Source organism: Adonisia turfae CCMR0081 (genome assembly GCF_011009555.1).
Classification (GTDB): Bacteria; Cyanobacteriota; Cyanobacteriia; order Phormidesmidales; family Phormidesmidaceae; genus Leptothoe; species Leptothoe turfae.
In genome coordinates, this window is record NZ_QXHD01000004.1 from 5,800,390 (window position 1) to 5,819,251 (window position 18,862).

Consider the following 18,862-nt stretch of genomic DNA (forward strand, 5'->3'; position numbering starts at 1 on the left):
TGGCTAATAGCATTGTCCGAATGCTCTTCCAACCAATCCATCAACCCATCGCCCGTCATAACTCCCGGTGCAGCTTCCTCTAATAACCCCAACTGTCCTAAAGTCAGTTTCTCTATCTGCTCCATAACTGATACCTCCAACGCCCCTAACCGTTGGGTCAGCATTTCTGTTACCTCAGTTCTTTTCTCTGTCAACTGACCCAGCCAGTTGTCCAAATCTGCCAGTTCACCAAAATCCAATAATGCCTCAGCTAAATCCTCCAGCTGCATCAACGACAGTCGATCTATCTGTAATAAAGTCGTTTGAGGAAATGCCCCCACCTTTCGTCTAAGCAAACGCATCACCAAAGCCCGTTCCTGAGCAAGTACCTCCTGCCGGCCTTCCTGATATGCTTCCGCATAAACTTTTGTCTTTTTTAGATCGCTGATAGCAAACATATCGGCTACTTCCTGGGATGTAAGGTGCGGAAACTTATAAACAATAATAGTTTCAAGGATATTGAGAATGGTTTTGGTGGATAAGTTGGGTAACGGTTGCTCCCGTGCTTGTTGCATTAACTGCTTGCCTAGAGCAACAGCGGTGCTGGCAGGCTCTACTATTAGTTTAACTAACCCTAGAGTCACCGATTGGCTTGGATCTAGCTCATCCAGAAAAACCCGTTGGCATTGGTTACTTTGAAGTAAACAACCATAGGCATCATGTTCATTAGGTTCCAGACTAGTTCGTGGGTAAATGGCAACTGCACGCCACTGTTGAACATCAGGGTGTTTCTGTAAAAATAAAAATACTTCCGCAAATAGACAGCGATATAGTAGCGGATCTTTCTGGAATTGCACCTCTACAAAGTAGACTGGCTGATCACTGTCCTCTGGTGGCAGAAATACCCCATCAATGCGAAAAGCGGTTTGCTTTAGTTCAACTGAGCTAAATCGATACCCTGATGCTAGTGCTGGCTGCCCAATCAGCTCAAACAGAATGCTAGGCGCAGTTTCGAAGAGCAGATAGAATAACGAATCGGTTTTCAATAGCGATACAAATTGTGCAGAATCCGCATTCAGTATCCCCACCTCAAAATAGATAATCCCGTAGGGGGAATGCCTTGTACGTTTTGGCTAGGCGTTCGACTGAGCGTTCGACTGAGGTCACGCCGAAGTCTCAACGTTGAGTGTCGGGTCTCAGGTATATTAGAAAATGAACCTTCCCAATCGGCTCATTTCCCTATGCTTTACTCTATCGGTGTAATCGAAACCCACGGATATCCGGCTTCGTTGGCAGCGGCGGATGCCATGGTTAAAGCAGGTAATGTCTCCCTTTTAGGAATTAATCAGGCCGATAGCGGACGTCAGTTTGTAACGGTTCGAGGACGTGTGGCTGAAGTCAACAGAGCCATGGAAGCGGGGATAAAAGCTGCTAACGCCTGCCCTAATAATGGGAAAGTTACGTCCCACTACACCGTGCCCCACCCAACTGAAAATATTGAAAGTGTCTTGCCTCTACACTTTGACGAAAAATCAGAGCCATTCAGAGTTTGATCGGCTGTCTGCCTCTGTATTCAGTATCCTCACTTCAAAATGGATCATCCTGTAGGGGTAATGCCTTGTGCTTACCCCGGCAGCATTGGGAGCGATCCACCAAAATTTTGCTAACCCGCGATCGCAACTGCCACTCTCCAACTATTTTCTCTCATTGATCAAATATTTTCCCAACCAATGATCGGACCATGGCGTAGGGTATCCAGGGCACCCACAAGGGGATGCCCCTACCTGTTCTAAACCCCTAAATACGCTTTGATCACCTGGCTATCTTGTTGCATTTCTTTGCTGGTACCCGATTGCACCACCTGCCCCGTTTCCAATAAATAGGCACGATCAGCCACTGCCAAAGCCAGGCTGGCCATCTGATCCACCAATAAAATGGTCAGTCCTTCATCCCGTAGCTCTGCCAGGGTGGTAAACAGATCGGTGACAAGTTTTGGTGCTAGACCAAGGGACGGTTCATCTAGCAACAACAATTTAGGGCGGGCCATCAAGCCCCGACCGATTGCCAGCATTTGTTGTTCTCCACCTGATAACAACCCCGCTTTTTGGTTGCGCCGTTCAACTAAACGGGGAAACCGCTGGAGAATTTTCTGGATATCGCCGTCAACTTCAGCATCTTGACGGTTAAAGGCTCCCAGACGCAGGTTGTCGATCACCGTCAGCTCTTTAAACACCTGCCGTCCTTCAGGCACCAATACAATACCCTGTTGATTGATGGCATGGGCGGGTGTTCCCAAGAGAGATTGGTTTTGCCAAATAATATCCCCAGACCAGGGAGTGATGAGCTGGGTAATGGCTTTCATCAGAGTACTTTTACCAGCACCATTGGCACCGATGACGGCCACCAGTTCACCCGCATTCACCGTCAGGTCAACCGCCTGCAATACCTTCAGTTTGTCGTAGCCAGCAACCAGCTGTTTGGTTTGCAATAGAGGATATGGCTGAGAGAGGGCTGGGCGCGTTAGGTCAGGTGAGTCAACGCCTAAATATGCCGCCAAGACGGCTGGATCTTGTTGCACTTGTGCAGGAGAACCCATGGAAATGAGATCGCCACTGTCTAGCACCACAACTTGGTCCGAAATATCCATCACCAAGTCCATGTCGTGCTCAATCAAAATGACGGGAATACCGCTGCTGGCAATCCGTCGCACTAGCTTTGCTAGCACTTGCTTATCGTCTTTACTCAGCCCGGCAGCCGGTTCATCCAATAGCAACAGCTGAGGCCCCAAGACTAATGCCCGAGCGATTTCAGCTAACCGGCGATCCACAAAGGGCAGGTTAGCTGCCGTCTGATAAACATCACCCCTAAAGCCAACAAACGATAAAACTTCCAGCAGCGTTTTCTCTGGATGGTTCGGTGCTTTGCCTCGACCTACTAGAGCGAAAAAAATGGAGCTAGTTTGAGCACCTTTGGCAGCAACTCGTAAGTTATCAATCACTGAAAGTGAGTCAAATAATCGTGTTGCCTGAAAGGTGCGGGCCACACCAGAACGGGCGATCGCAAGACCAGATTGTTGTGTTAGGTCGTTATTCCCAAGCATAATGCTGCCGGTTTGGGTTTGATAAAAGCCCCCAATCAAGTTCAACAGGGTTGTTTTACCGGCACCATTGGGGCCAATCACCGCAGTCACCATACCCGGCTGCACCGTCAGGCTCACTTCATTGACCGCACGCACGCCGCCAAACTGAATGCCAACCTGATTTACCTTCAGTGCAGCGGCTGCCTGATTGCGGGTAATCAGGGCTGGCATTTCTGGTGGAGTGGTCAGGGGATGTACCGGAGACGGTTGGCTAAACCAACGCTTGAGCGGTTGGGTCACGCCTTCGGGAGCTAACCACAGTGTGAGCAGCAACAACACACCAAAGACCAACAGTTGGTAATCGGCGAAGTCCTTAATCAGTTCTGGTAAAAGAACAAGCACGATCGCGCCGACAAATGCCCCTTCGGCAGTGCCAATCCCCCCTAAGATGACCACCAACAGAAATAGAATCGAGCGGTGCCGGGTGAAGCTGTCAGGGCTGACAAACCCAATTGTGGAGGCAAAGAAGGCTCCCCCCAGACCCGTAAATGCTGCTGAAACGGTGAATGCCATCACTCTCACCGTTAGGGGATTGAGTCCGAGAGAAATGGCGGCTGTCTCATCGTCGCGCACTGCTTGAAACGCTTTGCCCCAGGGATGTTGTTTGAGCTGGTCAAAGGACCAAATTGCAACAAACGCTAGCACCACAGCAATGAGAACAACATCTCTTAAAGCGGGTTGTAGGCCAAATAGCACCGGTTTGGGAATGTTGCTCAAGCCACCAAAGCCGCCGGTGAGGCCAACCCACTCGATCAACACTCGCTCGACGATGATGCCAAAGGCGATGGTCACCATCGCCAGGTAAGGGCCTGTTACTCGCAGGGCGGGAGCCCCTAAGGCTGCTCCCATGCCAGCCGTGGCCAAGATGGCGACACCCGCTGCCGCTGGAAACGACCAGTCTACCCTCAGCATCAACAGGCTTGCTGTATATGCGCCGATGGCAAAGAACCCGGCATGGCCAATGGACACTTGCCCTGACAGCCCCACCAAAATATTAATACCAACGGCCACCATAGTGGTAATGGCAATCATGCCAATGGTGTAAAGGTAGTAGGTATTGGGCGCGAATAGTGTGGCTGCGATCGCACCCAATAACAAGCCTATTCCAATCCAGCGACGCAGCTTCATATTGATGCCCTAAACCTTTTTAACCTGAGCCTGGCCAAACAGACCATAGGGGCGTATTGCCAGCATCAAAATCACCACCGCAAAGCCAATAATTTCGCGATAGCTACCCCCCAATAAACCAGCGGCTGCCGATTCCACTAAACCGTATAGAATGCCCGCCACCATGACTCCCCAGGGATTCGCCAAGCCACCGATGATGGCTGTGGCAAAGGCCTTCAAACCCAGCAGCGTGCCCATGGTGGCGGAAACATTGCTAACCGGCGCAATTAACATGCCCGCCAACGACGCCAGTGCGGTAGACATGCCAAATGTGACGCTGATCATGCGCTCCACCGGAATGCCCATCAGCCGAGCGGTATCATGGCTCTCGCTGACGGCCTGCAGCGCTTTGCCCAAGAGAGTTTGAGTGAATAGGATACGGAGTGCGATCGCAACCGCTAACCCCACCACCGGAATCAGTAGCTCTACTGGAAACACACCAAACCCCAGCAGTTGGACTGGCGTTTCCGCCCAGGCAGACGGGTAACCCCGTGTCTCTTTGCCAAATGTGAGCATGGCGAGATTTTCGAGAATGATGCCCAGGGCAATTGTCGTCAGCAGCCAACTGTTGGAACCCCCTTCCGAAAATGGACGTACCACAAACCGCTCAATCAGCAGGCCTAACCCAAAGGTCGCCACCAACGTGAGAGGAACTGCCAACCAGGCAGGCACTCCCAGGGTGATGTTCAGGCTGTAGCACAAGACAGCTCCCACCATTACAGAAGCGCCCTGGGAAAAATTCATCGTCTTCGAGACCGCATAGGTAATCTGAAAGCCCAGCGCCACCAAGCCATACAGACTACCAACAGCAATCCCTGAAAGGATCAGTTGAGACCACATTGCATTTATCCAGTGTCTTTACCCTTGGAAGGGTACTAGTTTGTTATCTTTCCACTGCACCAGAATATAATCGTCTTCATTCAGGGCATCGTGGTTACCGGGTGAAAAGGACTGCTCATAGGTTTTAATCAGACCTGCATAGGTTGGCAGATCATAAAAAGAGTCTCGCAAAGTGGGTCCGTCTAAGCTCTCTGCCGTATCTATGGCCAGGGCAACCAGATTCATCGCGTCATAGGCATTGGCTGTTCCCACTGGGGCAATGACATCCTCTGGCCCCTTGACATCATATTTCTCTTGTAACTTGCTCATCAGTGCTTCCGAGCGCTCTCCTTCAGCATCAAAGAAGCTATAGGTCTGCATAAATACCACCCGAGCCGCCGCTTCCTCACCAGCCAATTCAGGGAAACGACCACCCGTCGGTCCCCAATGGGAGACAACTGGCACATCCCAATCCAGGCGCAGCAAAGACTTCATCGCTACCGCTGAAGGGGCGGCGTTAGCCACCATCAGCAGCACTTCGGCCCCTCCCTCCTGCAAACGACCTAACTGGGGAGAAATATCGGTGTCCCCATCGTTGAACTTTTCAATACCAACAATGTCCAGGTCATACTTCGGTGCCCATTCCTCAAACCCAGCCTGATTCGATTCGCCCCAAGGGTTGTTGATTAGTACTAAACCCACCTTAGTGGCCCCTAATTCTTGCTTGGCGTAGCGCATTAGGTAACTGTCTACAATATTGTCGTTAGCCGAGACTCGAAAGGCAAAGTTGGGGTCAAATTCGTTGCGGGTAATGCTTGTGGCCGCAGCCCACACACCCATGTAAGGCACTTCTAACTCATGGAAAACAGGCAACATGGCCAGGGATACGGGAGAATCTAAGCCACCAAAAACCAGGGCCACTTTTTCCTGCTCAATCAATTCCCGAGCCGCCGCTACTCCCTTAGCCGGGGTGGATTCATCGTCACGAATGACAAGTTCCAACGGACGCCCCCCCATGACGCCACCACTCGCGTTAATTTTTTCTAGGGCAATGGTCAATCCCCGCGTAATCGATTCACCTGACACGGCTGAAGGCCCTGTAATGGCAGCAATAAGACCTAACTTAATCGGTTCACTAGAAGAGGCTGTTTCTCCCCCAGCAGTCGGTGTGGCGTCACTATCGGTGGTGGTTGCACAACCGGCTAGCCTAGATGCCAACAGAGCTGCACTCAGCCCAGTGACACCTCTAAGTACCTGCCGTCGCTTAAAAAACATGCGCTTGAGCGAGTTTTGAGTCATGGGTTCCCTGGTGCCTTAGCAGACGCTATCAGGAAGATTATCAGTTTTAAGGTAGATTCGAACTGATGCTTACGCTACAAATACGTTTCCAGTGACTTGATACCTGATTCATGGTTTAAAGTACCCAGTTGCATCCATACATAGACGGAGAATCTGTTGTCAAAGGTGGTATGTACATCATATCTGAGGAGACAATTATTTCTCTAAGTTATTGCTGTGACCTAGAAACACAGACACAAACAGGTCAGGTATTGCTCACGAATATTCAACCCAACAGCGAACGATGACGCAGCTATGAGAGCACAATTCATCAGTTATTTCTAGCCTGGATAGAGCCACAAAGGCCACAATCCAAGCATGAATCACTCAAGATACATCATCTAGCATTGTAGTAGCTCAATCAACAGCATTGAGTCCCCACAGCAGCAACCACTAACCATACATGAAACAGTTAGGCTTCTTTAGTCTCCCAGTCAGTAATGTTTTCAAATCAGCGTTTGGCAAAAGTTAAGTTTGTTTTCTCAGGTTTATTGATGGTTTCACCCATGTAAACACCTAAATTTCGCGCTGTTTTTATCCAAGGATCGTCCAATGCCACCGGGCTAGGGCAGCGTTGTTCTAAATGACACCGTTTAATTCGCGGTATCACCTGATCTAAGGGTTTACTGTCTGCATGCCCATGGGACCACACTACTAATTGCTGATAGTTCTCAGCTGCAATCAATTCCACTGCCTTACATCCAAAGGCTGCTGCAATCAGCCGATCAAGCGATGATGGCATACTACTGCGTTGAATATGACCAAGGATTGTGGCTCTCGTTTCTAATGGCTGTAAATGACAAAATTCAGGTTGATTTGTCTCACACAGTTGCTGAGCATGGACCTGAATCTGTTGTGCCAGGGTATCGCCAATGTACTTTTCCCTAACCCCATTTTGATTACACACCCCTTCAGACAAGACCACTAGGGCAAACTGCCGATCAGTCTGACGCAGCTGTACAATTTTGCTACAGATACCATCCAGTAGCTTGTCATTAATCTGTGGAGTGAGTTCTGGAATCAAAATCATATCGGCTCCTCCAGCAACACCCGCCCGTAGCGCTAGATGACCGGCATCCCGCCCCATGACCTGAACAATCATAATGCGATTATGGCTGGCCGCCGTAAATGTGAGATCATATAGGGCATGGGTCACCGTATCAACAGTTGTATCAAACCCCAGTGACTGTTCAGTAAACGGCACATCGTTATCGATGGTTTTAGGAATCGCAATCCAGTTCCAGTTACCCTGTTGTGCTAAATCAGAAATAATATTTAAGCTGCCATCTCCCCCCAAGGTAATTAAGGCATCTAAATCGAGCAATCGGTACCCCTCTAACATCTCACGAGCAATATCAGGATTGCTGGGGTCACCGTTGCTTAAAGCACCCAGCATACTACCACTGAGAAACTGAAGAATATCGATACCATGCAGCACCCCTGGAATATCAAACCCATGGTCTCGCAATTGAATATCCTGTCTCGAACAGTTGCCCTGCTCTAAGTTAATCAAGCCTTGAGTACCGTAGGGAATACCATAGACCTGCCATTGCCGTTGGGTTGCACATTTAACAACAGCACGAATCGCTGCATTGAGACCAGGGCAATCACCACCACTGGTAAGAATGCCAATGTTTTTAGTCACTTTAGAGGTCATTAGAGCGCTAAATAATTTGATGGATAGAGACAGTTGATAGCTTTGTAACGATTAAATATATTGAGCCACTCACCTAAGTTGGGACAGTCAATTTGGAACCTACTGCCCTGTAGCTGGTTCAGGAAATGATAATTGTGATTTTCTAACCACAATATAGGTGATAGAGCCATTGCTGGTGTGGCCTACCGACAAAACAGTTTCAAGATGTTACAACAGATAAACGGGTCTAATTAAATATGGATTTTGACTAACCCATAACGCCCAAATTAGAGCCATTAATGCCAATAGCCACCACTTCAGGGGTTTCCATTTAAGAGAGTTGCCATTTATGCGGATCATGATGGGTTATCTCCTACTACAGCTAAATACTGATACAACGGTCATCGGGTTTGGCTATCTTGTTGACGCTATGCCCAAGATGACAACTGTGAGCTGCAATCATTTAACAGCAGGCTGAACCAGCATTTTCAACATCTTTAGACTACGCGGGAAGTGTGAGGATATTGTGAGGAATAGCACTTTATCGGCCTCAGGTCTGGTTTCTTCAGTCTCAAATTTTGCAAAATCTATCGCTGCTATTGACTAACTCTTTCCTAGCCTGCCACAGCATAATCTACCAACTGCACTAAACGCTGTCGCAACGTCTCCAACCCCAGCTTCTGCGCAGCTGAAATAAACAATGCCTGGGGATACTCATCCTTAGCAACCGCAAGAGTATCACTATCCACTGCATCCAATTTGTTAAATACCAATAAAATTGGCCCTGGTGTTGTTGGCATTTGTCCCAAAATCCCCATCACCGAGCGAATATGATCTTGCCAAGCCGGATGAGACAAATCCACCACATGCATCAGCGCATCTGCTTCGGTAACTTCTTCTAATGTGGCTCGAAATGCATCCATAAGAGACGGTGGCAAATCTTGAATAAACCCCACGGTATCGGTCAGGACCATAGACCGTTTCTCATGGGTGTCACTATCCACCACGGATAATTTTTTTGTTGTTGGATCTAACGTTGCAAACAACTGATCTGCAGCATAAATATCCGCATTGGTCAGCGTATTCAACAACGTAGACTTACCTGCATTCGTATAGCCCACCACGGCAACAGAAGGCACCCGATGATGCTGTCGATTCTGTCGCAGCCGCGAACGATGAGCCTGTAACTGATTTACCTCTCGCTGTAGCCGCGTAATTCGTTTTTGAATGGCCCGTCGTTCAGTTTCTAATTTGGTTTCACCGGGACCACGGGTACCAATACCACCCCCCAGTCGAGACATGGCCTGACCGCGCCCCGTCAGCTTCGGCAACTGATACTCTAATTGAGCCAGCTCCACCTGCAACTTGCCCGCACCTGTCCGCGCCCGCTGGGCAAAGATATCTAAAATCAGCTCGGTACGATCCACTACTCGCACCCCAATTCGTTGCTCCAGGCTGCGTACCTGAGCTGGAGATAGATCTCGATCAAAGACTACTAAACTTGCACCAAAGGTTTGAGCCTTTAGGGCCACCTCATCGACCTTACCCGCCCCCAGCACAGTTTGAGGGTGAGGTTTAGCTCGCTTTTGTTTGAGGGTTTCTAAAACTTCGCCACCGGCAGTTTCCACGAGTCGAATGATTTCTTCCAGACCGCTTTTAAAGCGTCGGGTAGAGATCCGATCGGTTTGTAAACCCACTAACAGCACACGGTCGTGGCTCGCATCTACTTGCTGCGCCACAAACAGACGCCGAAATTCCTCCTCCAAACCTTCAGTCAAGTCAGTAAAATCTTCCAGACTGATGCTTTCCAAATCCATTGGCGCTGATACTGACCAGCGCTGGGTCTCATCGGGAACTAAATGGGCCAAGTAAGCCTCACGAATGTAACCTGTGGCACCACCGCCCTTACGCTGAAAACCGCTGCCGGTTAGCGTCAGCAGCACTAGCGCATCCAACCGCTGTAGGGCCATGGCCGTCAACGCAGCATTTCCCGGTGGTTCCTGTTTCAGTTGAGTGGCAATGCAGCGAATACCACTCAGTCGCTCGGCACCATATCGTGGTAACTCCATAGCTGGAATTTGAGTTTGCCGTGGGGAGCCAACACCGACGCGGATGACATGCCCCCGCCGGTCAATATAACTACAAACTGGCTGATTGATATCAGTACTGATGGCAGCCAGACGCTGGGCAAATTCACGGTTAGTGATTTGACTACCCGGAATGCGCTGATGATATAGACGACGTAGTTGCTTGAGCTGACTAGGTTTAAGACCTTTCAGCTCGCCGTAGATGGTTTCGATAAGCCCTTGCAGAATTCGGTAGCTCTCATTTTAGTCATGACATCCACCTCAACGACAAAGCAGTCTCAAATTGAAATGTTTTGATAATGCATTGGGGCCAATGATTGAAATTGACTATATGTCGATGAACGATAATATTTTTCTATGAAGTCAGAATAAACTATTTTAAAGTGCATTGATTTGCACACAGCTATGCAAGATCTGGCATGTGCCTAATGCGCGGTTGGCAGCTTGCATTTGGACTAACTCTAGTTTAGTTTCAGAAGCTGATAACTAAGCTGGTTCATTAGCCGCATGGCAAATGAGCGAGGGAAATCCGCTCCTAGGTTGTTAATACTCCATATAAAGATGAGCACCGATATCAATCCCCCTGAAGAGAACGTAACAACTCAAAGTACGACCGATACCACTGAACAGGCCAAAGAAATTTTGGCTAAGGTTGCAAGTGTACTTGGGGATTCACCGACTTACGTAGTTGAGACGTTTAATGAGTACAAACGGCCACTCACAGTTATTGGTCTAGTCTTCGGTGCCCTCATTGCCATCAAACTAACCTTTGCTGTCTTGGCGTCGATTAACGATATCCCAGTACTAGCTCCTACGATGGAGCTTATTGGTCTGATTTATACGGGCTGGTTTATCTATCGATTTTTGCTAAAAGCCAGCAATCGCAGCGAGTTACTGAGCAGTTTGGGGGATGTAAAGGATCAGATTACTGGCAATAAATAGTTGCTACTGATTGACTATAATTCCAAATATTTTGATGCACATTGCAAAATCTGGAAAGGCTGGATGCTAAGTCATTCAGCCTTTTTGGTGTTTGAGATCTGGCAGAGCGCTCCGCCTACATGACCTTCTAAGGTGGTGGATCATATGGATATGGAAACCCACACCTTTACCGTCATGGCAGATGATCGATAAGGCTTTCTATACTAAGAATCATCGCTACAATAAGGCCCCTAAAGGAACCTATGGAGCTAAATAAGGACATCATGAAAGCGGTCGAAACCCTGAAATATCGGGTAACCGTAGGTGATGTGGCTGCTAAAACTGGTCTCAATATTAGCCAGGCGGAAGCTGGGGTTTTGGCCTTAGCATCTGAAACCCAGGCCCACATGCAAGTGTCTGAGACGGGGGACATTGCCTATGAGTTTTCCCCTCAGTTTCGAGCAATTCTGCGTAATCAATATTGGCAACTGCGCTGGCAGGAAACCTGGGAAAAAATTTGGGCGGTTCTGTTTTACCTGATTCGCATTTCCTTTGGCCTCATGCTGATTCTGGCGGTGGTGCTGGTATTTGCGGCCATCATTGCGATTCAAATTAGTATGCAGTCCCAGCGGGAAGATGATAATCGCGGTGGCAGCTATAGTGGCGGTATAGGGTTTAATCCTTGGCTGTGGATTGGTCGGGATTGGTTTTACTGGTTTAGCTATGGCCCCCGTCGGCAGTATGGTCGGCAGTATGACTATTCGTCACGAGATCGCAATCGCCAGGGTAGTGAGCTGAATTTTTTGGAAGGTGTGTATTCGTTCTTGTTTGGCGATGGTGACCCGAATAAGGATTTGGATGAACGGCGGTGGGGTGCGATCGCAACCGTCATTCGCAACAATCGCGGTGCCGTCTCTGCCGAACAGCTAGCTCCCTATCTCGAAAACGCCAACCTCGACGACGACCTTGAAGACTACGTAATTCCTGCCCTCAGTCGTTTTAACGGTCGGCCTAACGTCAGTCCCCAAGGTGACCTCGTCTATTACTTCCCCGAGCTCCAGGTAACGGCTAAAAATCAGAAACCCCAGTCAGTACCTGCATTTCTTAAAGAAGCCAAACGTCGCTTTACCAGTGCCAGCTCCAATCAAGTCGCCATTGCCATCGGTCTTGGCACATTGCTAGTCGTTGGCTCAATCTATCTCAGTTTTATTGCGGCTGACTTTACCGACGGAGGCTTTGTTGATCTGGTCTATTCCCTCTGCGATCTCTTCCTAGCCTATGGCGTTGCTTTTCTTGGCATCCCTGCCATTCGCTACTTCAGAATGCAGCGGCAAAACCAGAAAATTGAAGACCGTAATACTCAGCGTAAGAACCTTGTGGGCAGAACGGTGCAACGCAAACTTGACTATGCCAAGCAGTTTGCGATGGAAACCATTGTTAGTAAAGACAACCTGGCTTACACCACTGAGACTGATCTGATTGACCAAGAGATCGAGAACCGAGACAAAATTGATGACGAATGGCGCAGACGCCTTGAATCCTCCTGACACTAAATTTAACGCCTTGGTTCAGTTCACAAATATCCCGTAAGGGTGGTGCCTTGTGCCCACCCTGCCTTATGTCTAGTCCGTTTGCTCCTGTTCTGACAATGTACAAAAAAGCCCCGCATCGGTAGGTAGATACGGGGCTTTTTCTATGTAGGGCTATATGACCCATTGTCTTGAAGCGTTAATAACTGTGCAAAAACTTAATCTGAAATCGCCTTGACCCTAGTCAAGAACGCCTTGACCCTAGTCAAGAACATTAATCAGTGCGCCTGCAGCGCCCCCTTGAATGGCATTTTCAATGAAGGAATCGTCATTGGTGATAATGCCAACGACACCGCTAGCGGCAGCGCCCACAGCAGCATCCTGAACCAAACTGGAATCGTCATTGTTACCGCGTACGGCCTCAACAGCCGCTCCAGCCGCCGCCCCGTTAACAATGTCGTCGACACCTGCGTTGTCACCGACAACGGTACCGGTCACAATACCTGTACCAGCGCCAATGCCAATGCTTTCCAGTAGGTCAGCTGAACTAGGTGCTGCCAGAACTGAACCCAAGGTAACAGTAGTCAATCCAGTAACAAACAATGCAGTCAGTGCTTTTTTCATGGTAGTAACCCCCAAAGGGTCATGAACGATTGTTCTAACTATCTCAATTTTAGCTAACCGATATCTGATACGACCCTGAACTCCACATAAGAGTGACTTAAGTCATACTGAGCCTTTCATGTGATCATGATCACTGCGATCGCAGACTCAAGCCGTTCAGTTTTCTTTGCGCACTAGGGGATTAACCAAATCATTTAAGCCCTCACCGATGAGGGATAACCCGGTCACCATGCCCGTAATGGCTAGTCCTGGAAAGAGTGCGGTCCACCAAATACCTGTGGGGAGGGCGTCCAATGCCTGACGTAGGGAACTGCCCCATTCAGGTACTTCGTCTGGAAGTCCCAAGCCTAGGAACCCCAGCCCCCCCAAAATGAGTACCGCATCTGCTGTATTGAGGGTAAAGAGTACGGGCACACTCTGCACCACATTCAAAAATAGGTATCGGGACAGCACGGCCCAGGTCGAAGCTCCCATGGCCTGAGCCGCCTCGACAAACAGCTCCGTTTTCAGGCTAACGGTGTGGTTACGCACTACCCGGTAGTACTGAGGCACATAGGCAATACTCAAGGCCGCAGCTGCATTCACCACACCCTTACCCAAAATAAAGGCCAGGGTGACGGCCAAAAGCAGCACTGGCAGCGTGTAGATCGTGTCCATGAAAAACAGCAGACCCCGGTCCAGCTTGCCACCGAGATAACCGCTGACCATGCCTAAGGGAACGCCCACCACCACACTCATGGCCGTTGCCAACAGCACCACCTGCCAGGCTGCCCGTGCTCCAAAGAGGGTACGAGCAAAGACATCATAGCCCTGGCGGCTGGTGCCAAACCAATGCTCACCAGACGGTGGTACATGAATGGGGTTTTCCAACGTCACCAATGGATCCTGGATCCATCCCCAGTTCTGCATCAGCGGTGCAAACAGGGCAACGATGACAAACAACAGAGTGATGGCGATGCCCATCCACATAAGTATTCGTGAAATTGTCCAGCGCTTTGCCCGCAGAATGTCTGCCATAGCTATGAGAATTGAGTCGGATCATATTGTCTAACGCTGCGGGGCAATGGGAAAGGAGAAATATAGAGCGTGTGCAGGGGCGTTCCATGGAACGCCTCTAGATTCATCTCTAGATTCATCGATTGATTGCGTCGAATAGTTCTTCCACCAACTCACCAAATCCTGCGCCCTCTTCTGCCTGGGTGACAAACGAAGGGTGATGGGTCAGCGTATCTAAATAGTGACGAACATTGGCCACACCAACGGAATGGGGAAATTGTGCAGGATCAAACATACTTTCATCGTTGGGGCTATCACCAATGGTGAGTACTTGGTGATGGGCTAGATCTGGAAATTGCTGGGCGACGACCTGGGCTAGACCGCTAGCTTTGTCTTGGGGCAAGGGTTTGATGTGGCATTGCACGGTGCTGTAGGTGAATCCCCAACCGTTTTCATGACAGTTGCTAGTCATCCACTGCAGGTCTTCCAAGCTTAAACCGGTGACGTCAAAGGTCCAGTCCGTTAGACGAAAAGGGTTATCGCTGGATTCTTTGAGTTGAGGGTATTGTTGGCGTAACCGGTTAAATTGTTGTAATAGCAACTGTCTATGGTCGTTGGCGAGCGGTTGTAGGAATGTGGGATGTCTATTGGTTTTGGTGAAATAGAGTCCGCCGTTTTCTGCGATCGCAAGCTCCACAGGCAGATAGTGTAGTAACCCATTGACCCAACCTGCTGAACGTCCAGTGGTGATTAATACAGGCATGCCTGATGCTTTGAGCTTTTCTAAGGTGATTAGCAAAGATGGAGCAAATTCACCTTGGTGGGTGAGGGTGCCATCCATATCTGTTGCCAATAGCCGAATTTGAGCCAGTGCTTGGCGACATGCCTGGGTTGTGAGTGCCTGTAACCGATTTGATGCCATCGTTGCTATACTGCTTCTGCCTATTTCTAAGGGCTATGGTGCCAGACAAGCACTAGATTTTGATTAAGTAATTCCCTTGTTATCAAGAAACTGATATACGTTAGAAGCGTTAGCAGCCAACTCTTAATTGCTCTACCGTAATTTGTGCAGATGGCAGACACCCAATAGTCACTTATCCTTGTCAAGGTAAAACGTTTGAGCCCATTAATCTATGGCAACACTCGTACCCGATCAGCGCAACTACTACTATCTCTTAGAGGCGGAACGAGCCGGTATTCATAAACCCATTCTGGCGGGTCTCTATACGGTACATCAGGCTCCCCGGCTGATGGATGGTGAAACGGGTCTGGGTATAGCACCTGCCAATAAGATTGCAGTGGCTCAGGTCAACACCTTTCCTGAGCAGGTACAGTATGCTGCCAATACATTACGAGGGCTAACCAATACCCTGACTGCCAATGGTTGGAGTGGCAGCGATTTATGGGATGCCCCCAAGGGGCGCTACAGCGATCGCTTCATCGAGCGGATTGCTGAAGGCTATATGCCACCAGGGGCTGAAGAAAACTCCGCGCGCCTAGAAAGCTGTAATGCTGAAAAGCTTTTAGCGGCCTATCTTGAAGACATTAGCTATGACTATGGTGCACAGGAGTTGCCCCATAATTTGGCCGAATTAGATGATGAGCTACTGGCATTAGCCGATCGCATCGCCCCCAACTACAGTCGTCTAGATTTTCAGCGAGAAGCACTACTGGAGGTTGCCCGCATCTGGCGCAAGCTGGACTCTCACCGGAGTACCATTGAAGCCATGAAAGTTCCCATCAACAATGATGTAGTGGATGAGGCAGCCCTGGATAAAGAGCTAACCAACTTTATCCGCCAGGTATCTCGCTTTTATTCTGGCTATCCCCATCAGCGAGAAGCACTGTTGCGCTTAACCCAACTATGGCGGCAGGTAGATTCCCGGGAAGAGGCGATCGAGTGGCTGCGCTCCCATGATCCACGGGCCAATGAAACCAACCTGCAAATTGTAGATCCGGCCTTGATTGCTTTTGTGCAACGGCTTCCTGACCACTACAAAGGGGATGGCTATCATCGATTTGCACTGACGGAAACCTATCGGATGTGGAAGGAACTGGATTCACGCCCGACCGCTTTGAGCGAGCTAGGGGTAACGCCACAGTTTCTCAGTGCCAATAAGAATAATCCCCCTGCCCTAGCAAAAGCGGCTAAGCAAGTCGATCAGGCTTTACTGGCCTTTATCGACAATGTGCCCAATGTCTATAAAGAGACCGAAGAACAACGAGAGGCTTTGATCCGCCTGGTGCAAATCTGGCGAAAGCTAGACCGGCGTGTAGATTCGATTCAGTCGCTGTTCGATGATGTGCGGCGTATGACCCGTGCTAATCGTGATTCGGTCGAAGCACCGCCAGCTCCGAAACCTGCACCCCTGCCACCACGCCCCAGCCGTTGGACACCCCATAATCTTCAGTTAGGGGCTTCAATTATTCCCAATGGCAACTTTACCTGGGCTGAGGCTACCCGTGGCGGTACACGCATGCCTCCCAATCAGTCTACTGTAGATGCTATGGTGCGCCTTGCTAAGCTGGCTCAGCAAGCTCGCGATCGCATCGGTCGTCCCTTTCATATCACCAGCTGGTATCGTCCACCCGATATCAATCGGCAGGTGGGTGGAGCTTCCAATAGTCGTCACATTGTGGGTGATGCCATCGACTTCTATGTCGATGGTCTTTCTGGAGATCAGATCTACTGGGCATTGGATCCTTGGTGGCCCGGTGGATTAGGGCGCTATCGCCGTTTCCCTAGGCTGAGCCATTTGGATGCTCGGGGATATCGCGCACGATGGCGTCACTAATTGCACCTATGGCCATCGAAAATTCACAGAGGCTTTACATGTGTTTAGATATATCCTCTTAGTCCGGAAACCCTTGCCCAGGGCATGCTAAATGTAACCGGATAGCACTATTCCTTAGCTATGTCTCATTCTGTTAGTGAGCTCAATCCTTTGATAGCTCAGACTCCTGTAGCTGTCGCTCAACCAAAGAATCCATGGCTGTATACTTCGATCGGTTTAGCGGTGCTATTACTGATTCTGGGAATTGTTTCTCAGATACAGTTTTCGCGGGTACGCAAAAAGCTCAAATTTGAGGCTTACAAGAATAAAGAGCTTCAGAAGCGCGTTAAATTGGCGCTGACGACCATCAGCAAGATGGAGAAAAATCCTGATTTGGTGCATTCTCGAGATTTCAACCTCGATTACCTCAGGATGAGAATGGAAGAGAAGCAGTTCCATTTTTCGGTGCTCAACCAGCTTAAGGTGAAGGTCAAGCAGCGCATCACTGTGGCACTCCGTCCACAACAGGCACAGCAGGGAGTCGTCGGCATTGCCTCCAAACCACGGGCTGTAGACCAAATCTTTGATGTCGAGTATCAGACGGTTCAAGACAACCAAAAGAAAAAGCGAGTGCTCTTTCGAATTCAAATTAAGCTGGTCAAGCTACCCACTCAAGCAACGTCGATCACGGTTCAAGAAATTATCGACTGTATCGAGAACTTCCTAAGCCCTGATCGAGACGATAAATTTTGGCAGCCCACATTGTTAGGGCGCTTAGCCACCATGCATTGGGATCAAAAAGCAAAGCCTACTCCACTGTTAGTGCTGGAACAAACGAGCGAAGGTGTAAATGTCACCTTCCGAAGTTCTAGCAACCGAGTCGCGCTTTAACGACTGTGTGGGGTCGTTCCATGGAACGACCCCACACAGTCATAATTCATGAGGTGAAAACCAGATCTTCAGCACTTGAGTGGTTTTCGTGACCGTTATTCTCACCCAAATTGACAAAAGGGAGCACACGTTTGTCGATTACCTCCTGCATGTCATCAGCAACTGCCTGACCTAAAAGCTGACGCAGATCTGGCATGACAGCCAGGGCACGGGTCCAATCAGGAATTTCAGTCCCAGTGGGGTCCTCTAGATACTGATCACCGGCTTTGATAATCACTTCTTCGAACCGTTCAAGGGTGTTTTCCTCCTTATGACGGTCGTACTGTAACCCGTTGAACTTGGCATCGACAAAATACTGCCGTGCCAGGTCTTGCGCTTCACGGCGAAACTTGATACGTAGCGATCGCAACTGATCTTTGCCAATGACGACCTGCTCTGTTTCCGTCAATGTGCGCAGTAGGGAGTGTAAGATGTCGCGACACATCTTTTGCAGTCCCTGGCTAGGTGATTGCCCCACATCCTGATGCTTATGGTCAAAGGTGCCCAAATCTACCTGGGCGATTCGCTTGAGGGCGACGTTCCGATAAACCTCGGCTAGCAACCCAACTTCTAAACCCCAGTTAGCTGGAATACGAGTAGTCAATGCTAAATCGCTGGTTAGGGCAAACTCACCGGAGAGAGGATATCGATAAGCCGATAAGTAAGAGATGTAATCCCGGTGCCCCCATACATCCATCAAAGAATGGAGTAATGGGGCAACAAACAGGCGCGTGACGCGACCATTGATTTTTCGGGGTTCGCTGCCGATGCGAGCGTAGTAGGCTTTGGTAAAGGCAAAACCAAACTCAGGCTCTAAGAGAGGAAAGAGAAGCTTGAGGGGATAGGCACGATCGTAGGTAATAATGTCTGCATCGTGGAGTGCGATCGCGCCAGCATGCAGCGTCGCCAATCCCAGACCTAAC

At 49.4% G+C, this 18,862-nt stretch carries 15 protein-coding genes; 5 read left to right on the forward strand and 10 right to left on the reverse strand.

All coding sequences use genetic code 11. From position 1 onward, the window contains the following. Nucleotides 1-1,025 (reverse strand): Rpn family recombination-promoting nuclease/putative transposase (locus DXZ20_RS37875; protein ID WP_250565957.1); only part of this gene is annotated, 1,025 nt, incomplete at its 3' end. 195 nt (nt 1,026-1,220) lie between these two features. Here DXZ20_RS37875 and DXZ20_RS28595 point away from each other — a divergent pair. Further along, nucleotides 1,221-1,532 carry a carbon dioxide-concentrating mechanism protein CcmK gene (locus DXZ20_RS28595; protein ID WP_006517539.1) on the forward strand — a complete coding sequence of 104 codons (312 nt, stop codon included), beginning with the start codon at nt 1,221-1,223 and terminating at the stop codon, nt 1,530-1,532. A gap of 236 nt (nt 1,533-1,768) precedes the next feature. Here DXZ20_RS28595 and DXZ20_RS28600 read toward each other — a convergent pair whose 3' ends face one another. The 5 genes from DXZ20_RS28600 to hflX all read right to left on the reverse strand — a co-directional run bounded on the left by DXZ20_RS28600 (nt 1,769) and on the right by hflX (nt 10,378). Further along, on the reverse strand, nt 1,769-4,246 hold the full coding sequence (locus DXZ20_RS28600) for a branched-chain amino acid ABC transporter ATP-binding protein/permease (RefSeq protein ID WP_163702510.1): 2,478 nt from the start codon (nt 4,244-4,246) through the stop codon (nt 1,769-1,771). A 9-nt stretch (nt 4,247-4,255) separates the two neighbouring features. Next, on the reverse strand, nt 4,256-5,125 hold the full coding sequence (locus DXZ20_RS28605) for a branched-chain amino acid ABC transporter permease (RefSeq protein WP_163702511.1): 870 nt from the start codon (nt 5,123-5,125) through the stop codon (nt 4,256-4,258). 18 nt (nt 5,126-5,143) lie between these two features. After that, on the reverse strand, nt 5,144-6,403 hold the full coding sequence (locus DXZ20_RS28610) for an ABC transporter substrate-binding protein (protein WP_163702512.1): 1,260 nt from the start codon (nt 6,401-6,403) through the stop codon (nt 5,144-5,146). 490 nt (nt 6,404-6,893) lie between these two features. Beyond that, on the reverse strand, nt 6,894-8,099 hold the full coding sequence (locus DXZ20_RS28615; RefSeq protein WP_163702513.1) for an ATP-dependent 6-phosphofructokinase: 1,206 nt from the start codon (nt 8,097-8,099) through the stop codon (nt 6,894-6,896). Between the two features lie 593 nt (nt 8,100-8,692). After that, nucleotides 8,693-10,378, reverse strand: a complete 1,686-nt coding sequence (hflX, locus tag DXZ20_RS28620; RefSeq protein ID WP_163703644.1) for a GTPase HflX — start codon at nt 10,376-10,378, stop codon at nt 8,693-8,695. Nucleotides 10,379-10,726: 348 nt separating this feature from the next. Here hflX and DXZ20_RS28625 point away from each other — a divergent pair, with 348 nt between their 5' ends. Both DXZ20_RS28625 and DXZ20_RS28630 read left to right on the forward strand, forming a co-directional pair. Then, entirely contained in the window at nt 10,727-11,107 is a 381-nt protein-coding gene (locus DXZ20_RS28625; RefSeq protein ID WP_250564912.1) for a CAAD domain-containing protein, read from the forward strand. Between the two features lie 242 nt (nt 11,108-11,349). After that, nucleotides 11,350-12,633, forward strand: a complete 1,284-nt coding sequence (locus DXZ20_RS28630) for a hypothetical protein (protein WP_163663819.1) — start codon at nt 11,350-11,352, stop codon at nt 12,631-12,633. Nucleotides 12,634-12,876: 243 nt separating this feature from the next. On the opposite strand, the gene DXZ20_RS28635 is transcribed toward DXZ20_RS28630, so the two are convergent. From DXZ20_RS28635 to DXZ20_RS28645, 3 genes are all read right to left on the reverse strand, one after another. Further along, nucleotides 12,877-13,239, reverse strand: coding sequence for a hypothetical protein (locus tag DXZ20_RS28635; protein WP_006517529.1), 363 nt, complete (start codon nt 13,237-13,239; stop codon nt 12,877-12,879). Between the two features lie 156 nt (nt 13,240-13,395). Then, nucleotides 13,396-14,256 (reverse strand): ABC transporter permease, encoded by an 861-nt coding sequence (locus DXZ20_RS28640; protein WP_006517528.1) that lies wholly within the window; start codon nt 14,254-14,256, stop codon nt 13,396-13,398. A 115-nt stretch (nt 14,257-14,371) separates the two neighbouring features. Beyond that, nucleotides 14,372-15,157 (reverse strand): HAD family hydrolase, encoded by a 786-nt coding sequence (locus DXZ20_RS28645; protein ID WP_163702514.1) that lies wholly within the window; start codon nt 15,155-15,157, stop codon nt 14,372-14,374. A gap of 211 nt (nt 15,158-15,368) precedes the next feature. On the opposite strand from DXZ20_RS28645, the gene DXZ20_RS28650 reads away from it, so the two are divergent. Next, nucleotides 15,369-17,030 (forward strand): D-Ala-D-Ala carboxypeptidase family metallohydrolase, encoded by a 1,662-nt coding sequence (locus tag DXZ20_RS28650; RefSeq protein ID WP_163663823.1) that lies wholly within the window; start codon nt 15,369-15,371, stop codon nt 17,028-17,030. A 120-nt stretch (nt 17,031-17,150) separates the two neighbouring features. Beyond that, nucleotides 17,151-17,900 carry a hypothetical protein gene (locus DXZ20_RS28655; RefSeq protein WP_163663825.1) on the forward strand — a complete coding sequence of 250 codons (750 nt, stop codon included), beginning with the start codon at nt 17,151-17,153 and terminating at the stop codon, nt 17,898-17,900. 46 nt (nt 17,901-17,946) lie between these two features. Here the strand turns inward: DXZ20_RS28655 and DXZ20_RS28660 are convergent. After that, nucleotides 17,947-18,862: glycosyltransferase family protein (locus DXZ20_RS28660; RefSeq protein WP_163703645.1), on the reverse strand; the 916-nt coding region annotated here is incomplete at its 5' end.

What these genes read in the sequence shown, in the direction of transcription:
- DXZ20_RS28600 (WP_163702510.1), bottom strand. Translation starts at nt 4,246, where the DNA reads ATGAAGCTGCGTCGCTGGATTGGAATAGGCTTGTTATTGGGTGCGATC.
- DXZ20_RS28610 (WP_163702512.1), bottom strand. Translation starts at nt 6,403, where the DNA reads ATGACTCAAAACTCGCTCAAGCGCATGTTTTTTAAGCGACGGCAGGTA.
- DXZ20_RS28640 (WP_006517528.1), bottom strand. Translation starts at nt 14,256, where the DNA reads ATGGCAGACATTCTGCGGGCAAAGCGCTGGACAATTTCACGAATACTT.
- DXZ20_RS28595 (WP_006517539.1), top strand. Translation starts at nt 1,221, where the DNA reads ATGCTTTACTCTATCGGTGTAATCGAAACCCACGGATATCCGGCTTCG.
- DXZ20_RS28655 (WP_163663825.1), top strand. Translation starts at nt 17,151, where the DNA reads ATGTCTCATTCTGTTAGTGAGCTCAATCCTTTGATAGCTCAGACTCCT.
- DXZ20_RS28615 (WP_163702513.1), bottom strand. Translation starts at nt 8,099, where the DNA reads ATGACCTCTAAAGTGACTAAAAACATTGGCATTCTTACCAGTGGTGGT.
- DXZ20_RS28625 (WP_250564912.1), top strand. Translation starts at nt 10,727, where the DNA reads ATGAGCACCGATATCAATCCCCCTGAAGAGAACGTAACAACTCAAAGT.
- DXZ20_RS28650 (WP_163663823.1), top strand. Translation starts at nt 15,369, where the DNA reads ATGGCAACACTCGTACCCGATCAGCGCAACTACTACTATCTCTTAGAG.
- DXZ20_RS28635 (WP_006517529.1), bottom strand. Translation starts at nt 13,239, where the DNA reads ATGAAAAAAGCACTGACTGCATTGTTTGTTACTGGATTGACTACTGTT.
- DXZ20_RS28645 (WP_163702514.1), bottom strand. Translation starts at nt 15,157, where the DNA reads ATGGCATCAAATCGGTTACAGGCACTCACAACCCAGGCATGTCGCCAA.
- DXZ20_RS28605 (WP_163702511.1), bottom strand. Translation starts at nt 5,125, where the DNA reads ATGTGGTCTCAACTGATCCTTTCAGGGATTGCTGTTGGTAGTCTGTAT.
- DXZ20_RS28630 (WP_163663819.1), top strand. Translation starts at nt 11,350, where the DNA reads ATGGAGCTAAATAAGGACATCATGAAAGCGGTCGAAACCCTGAAATAT.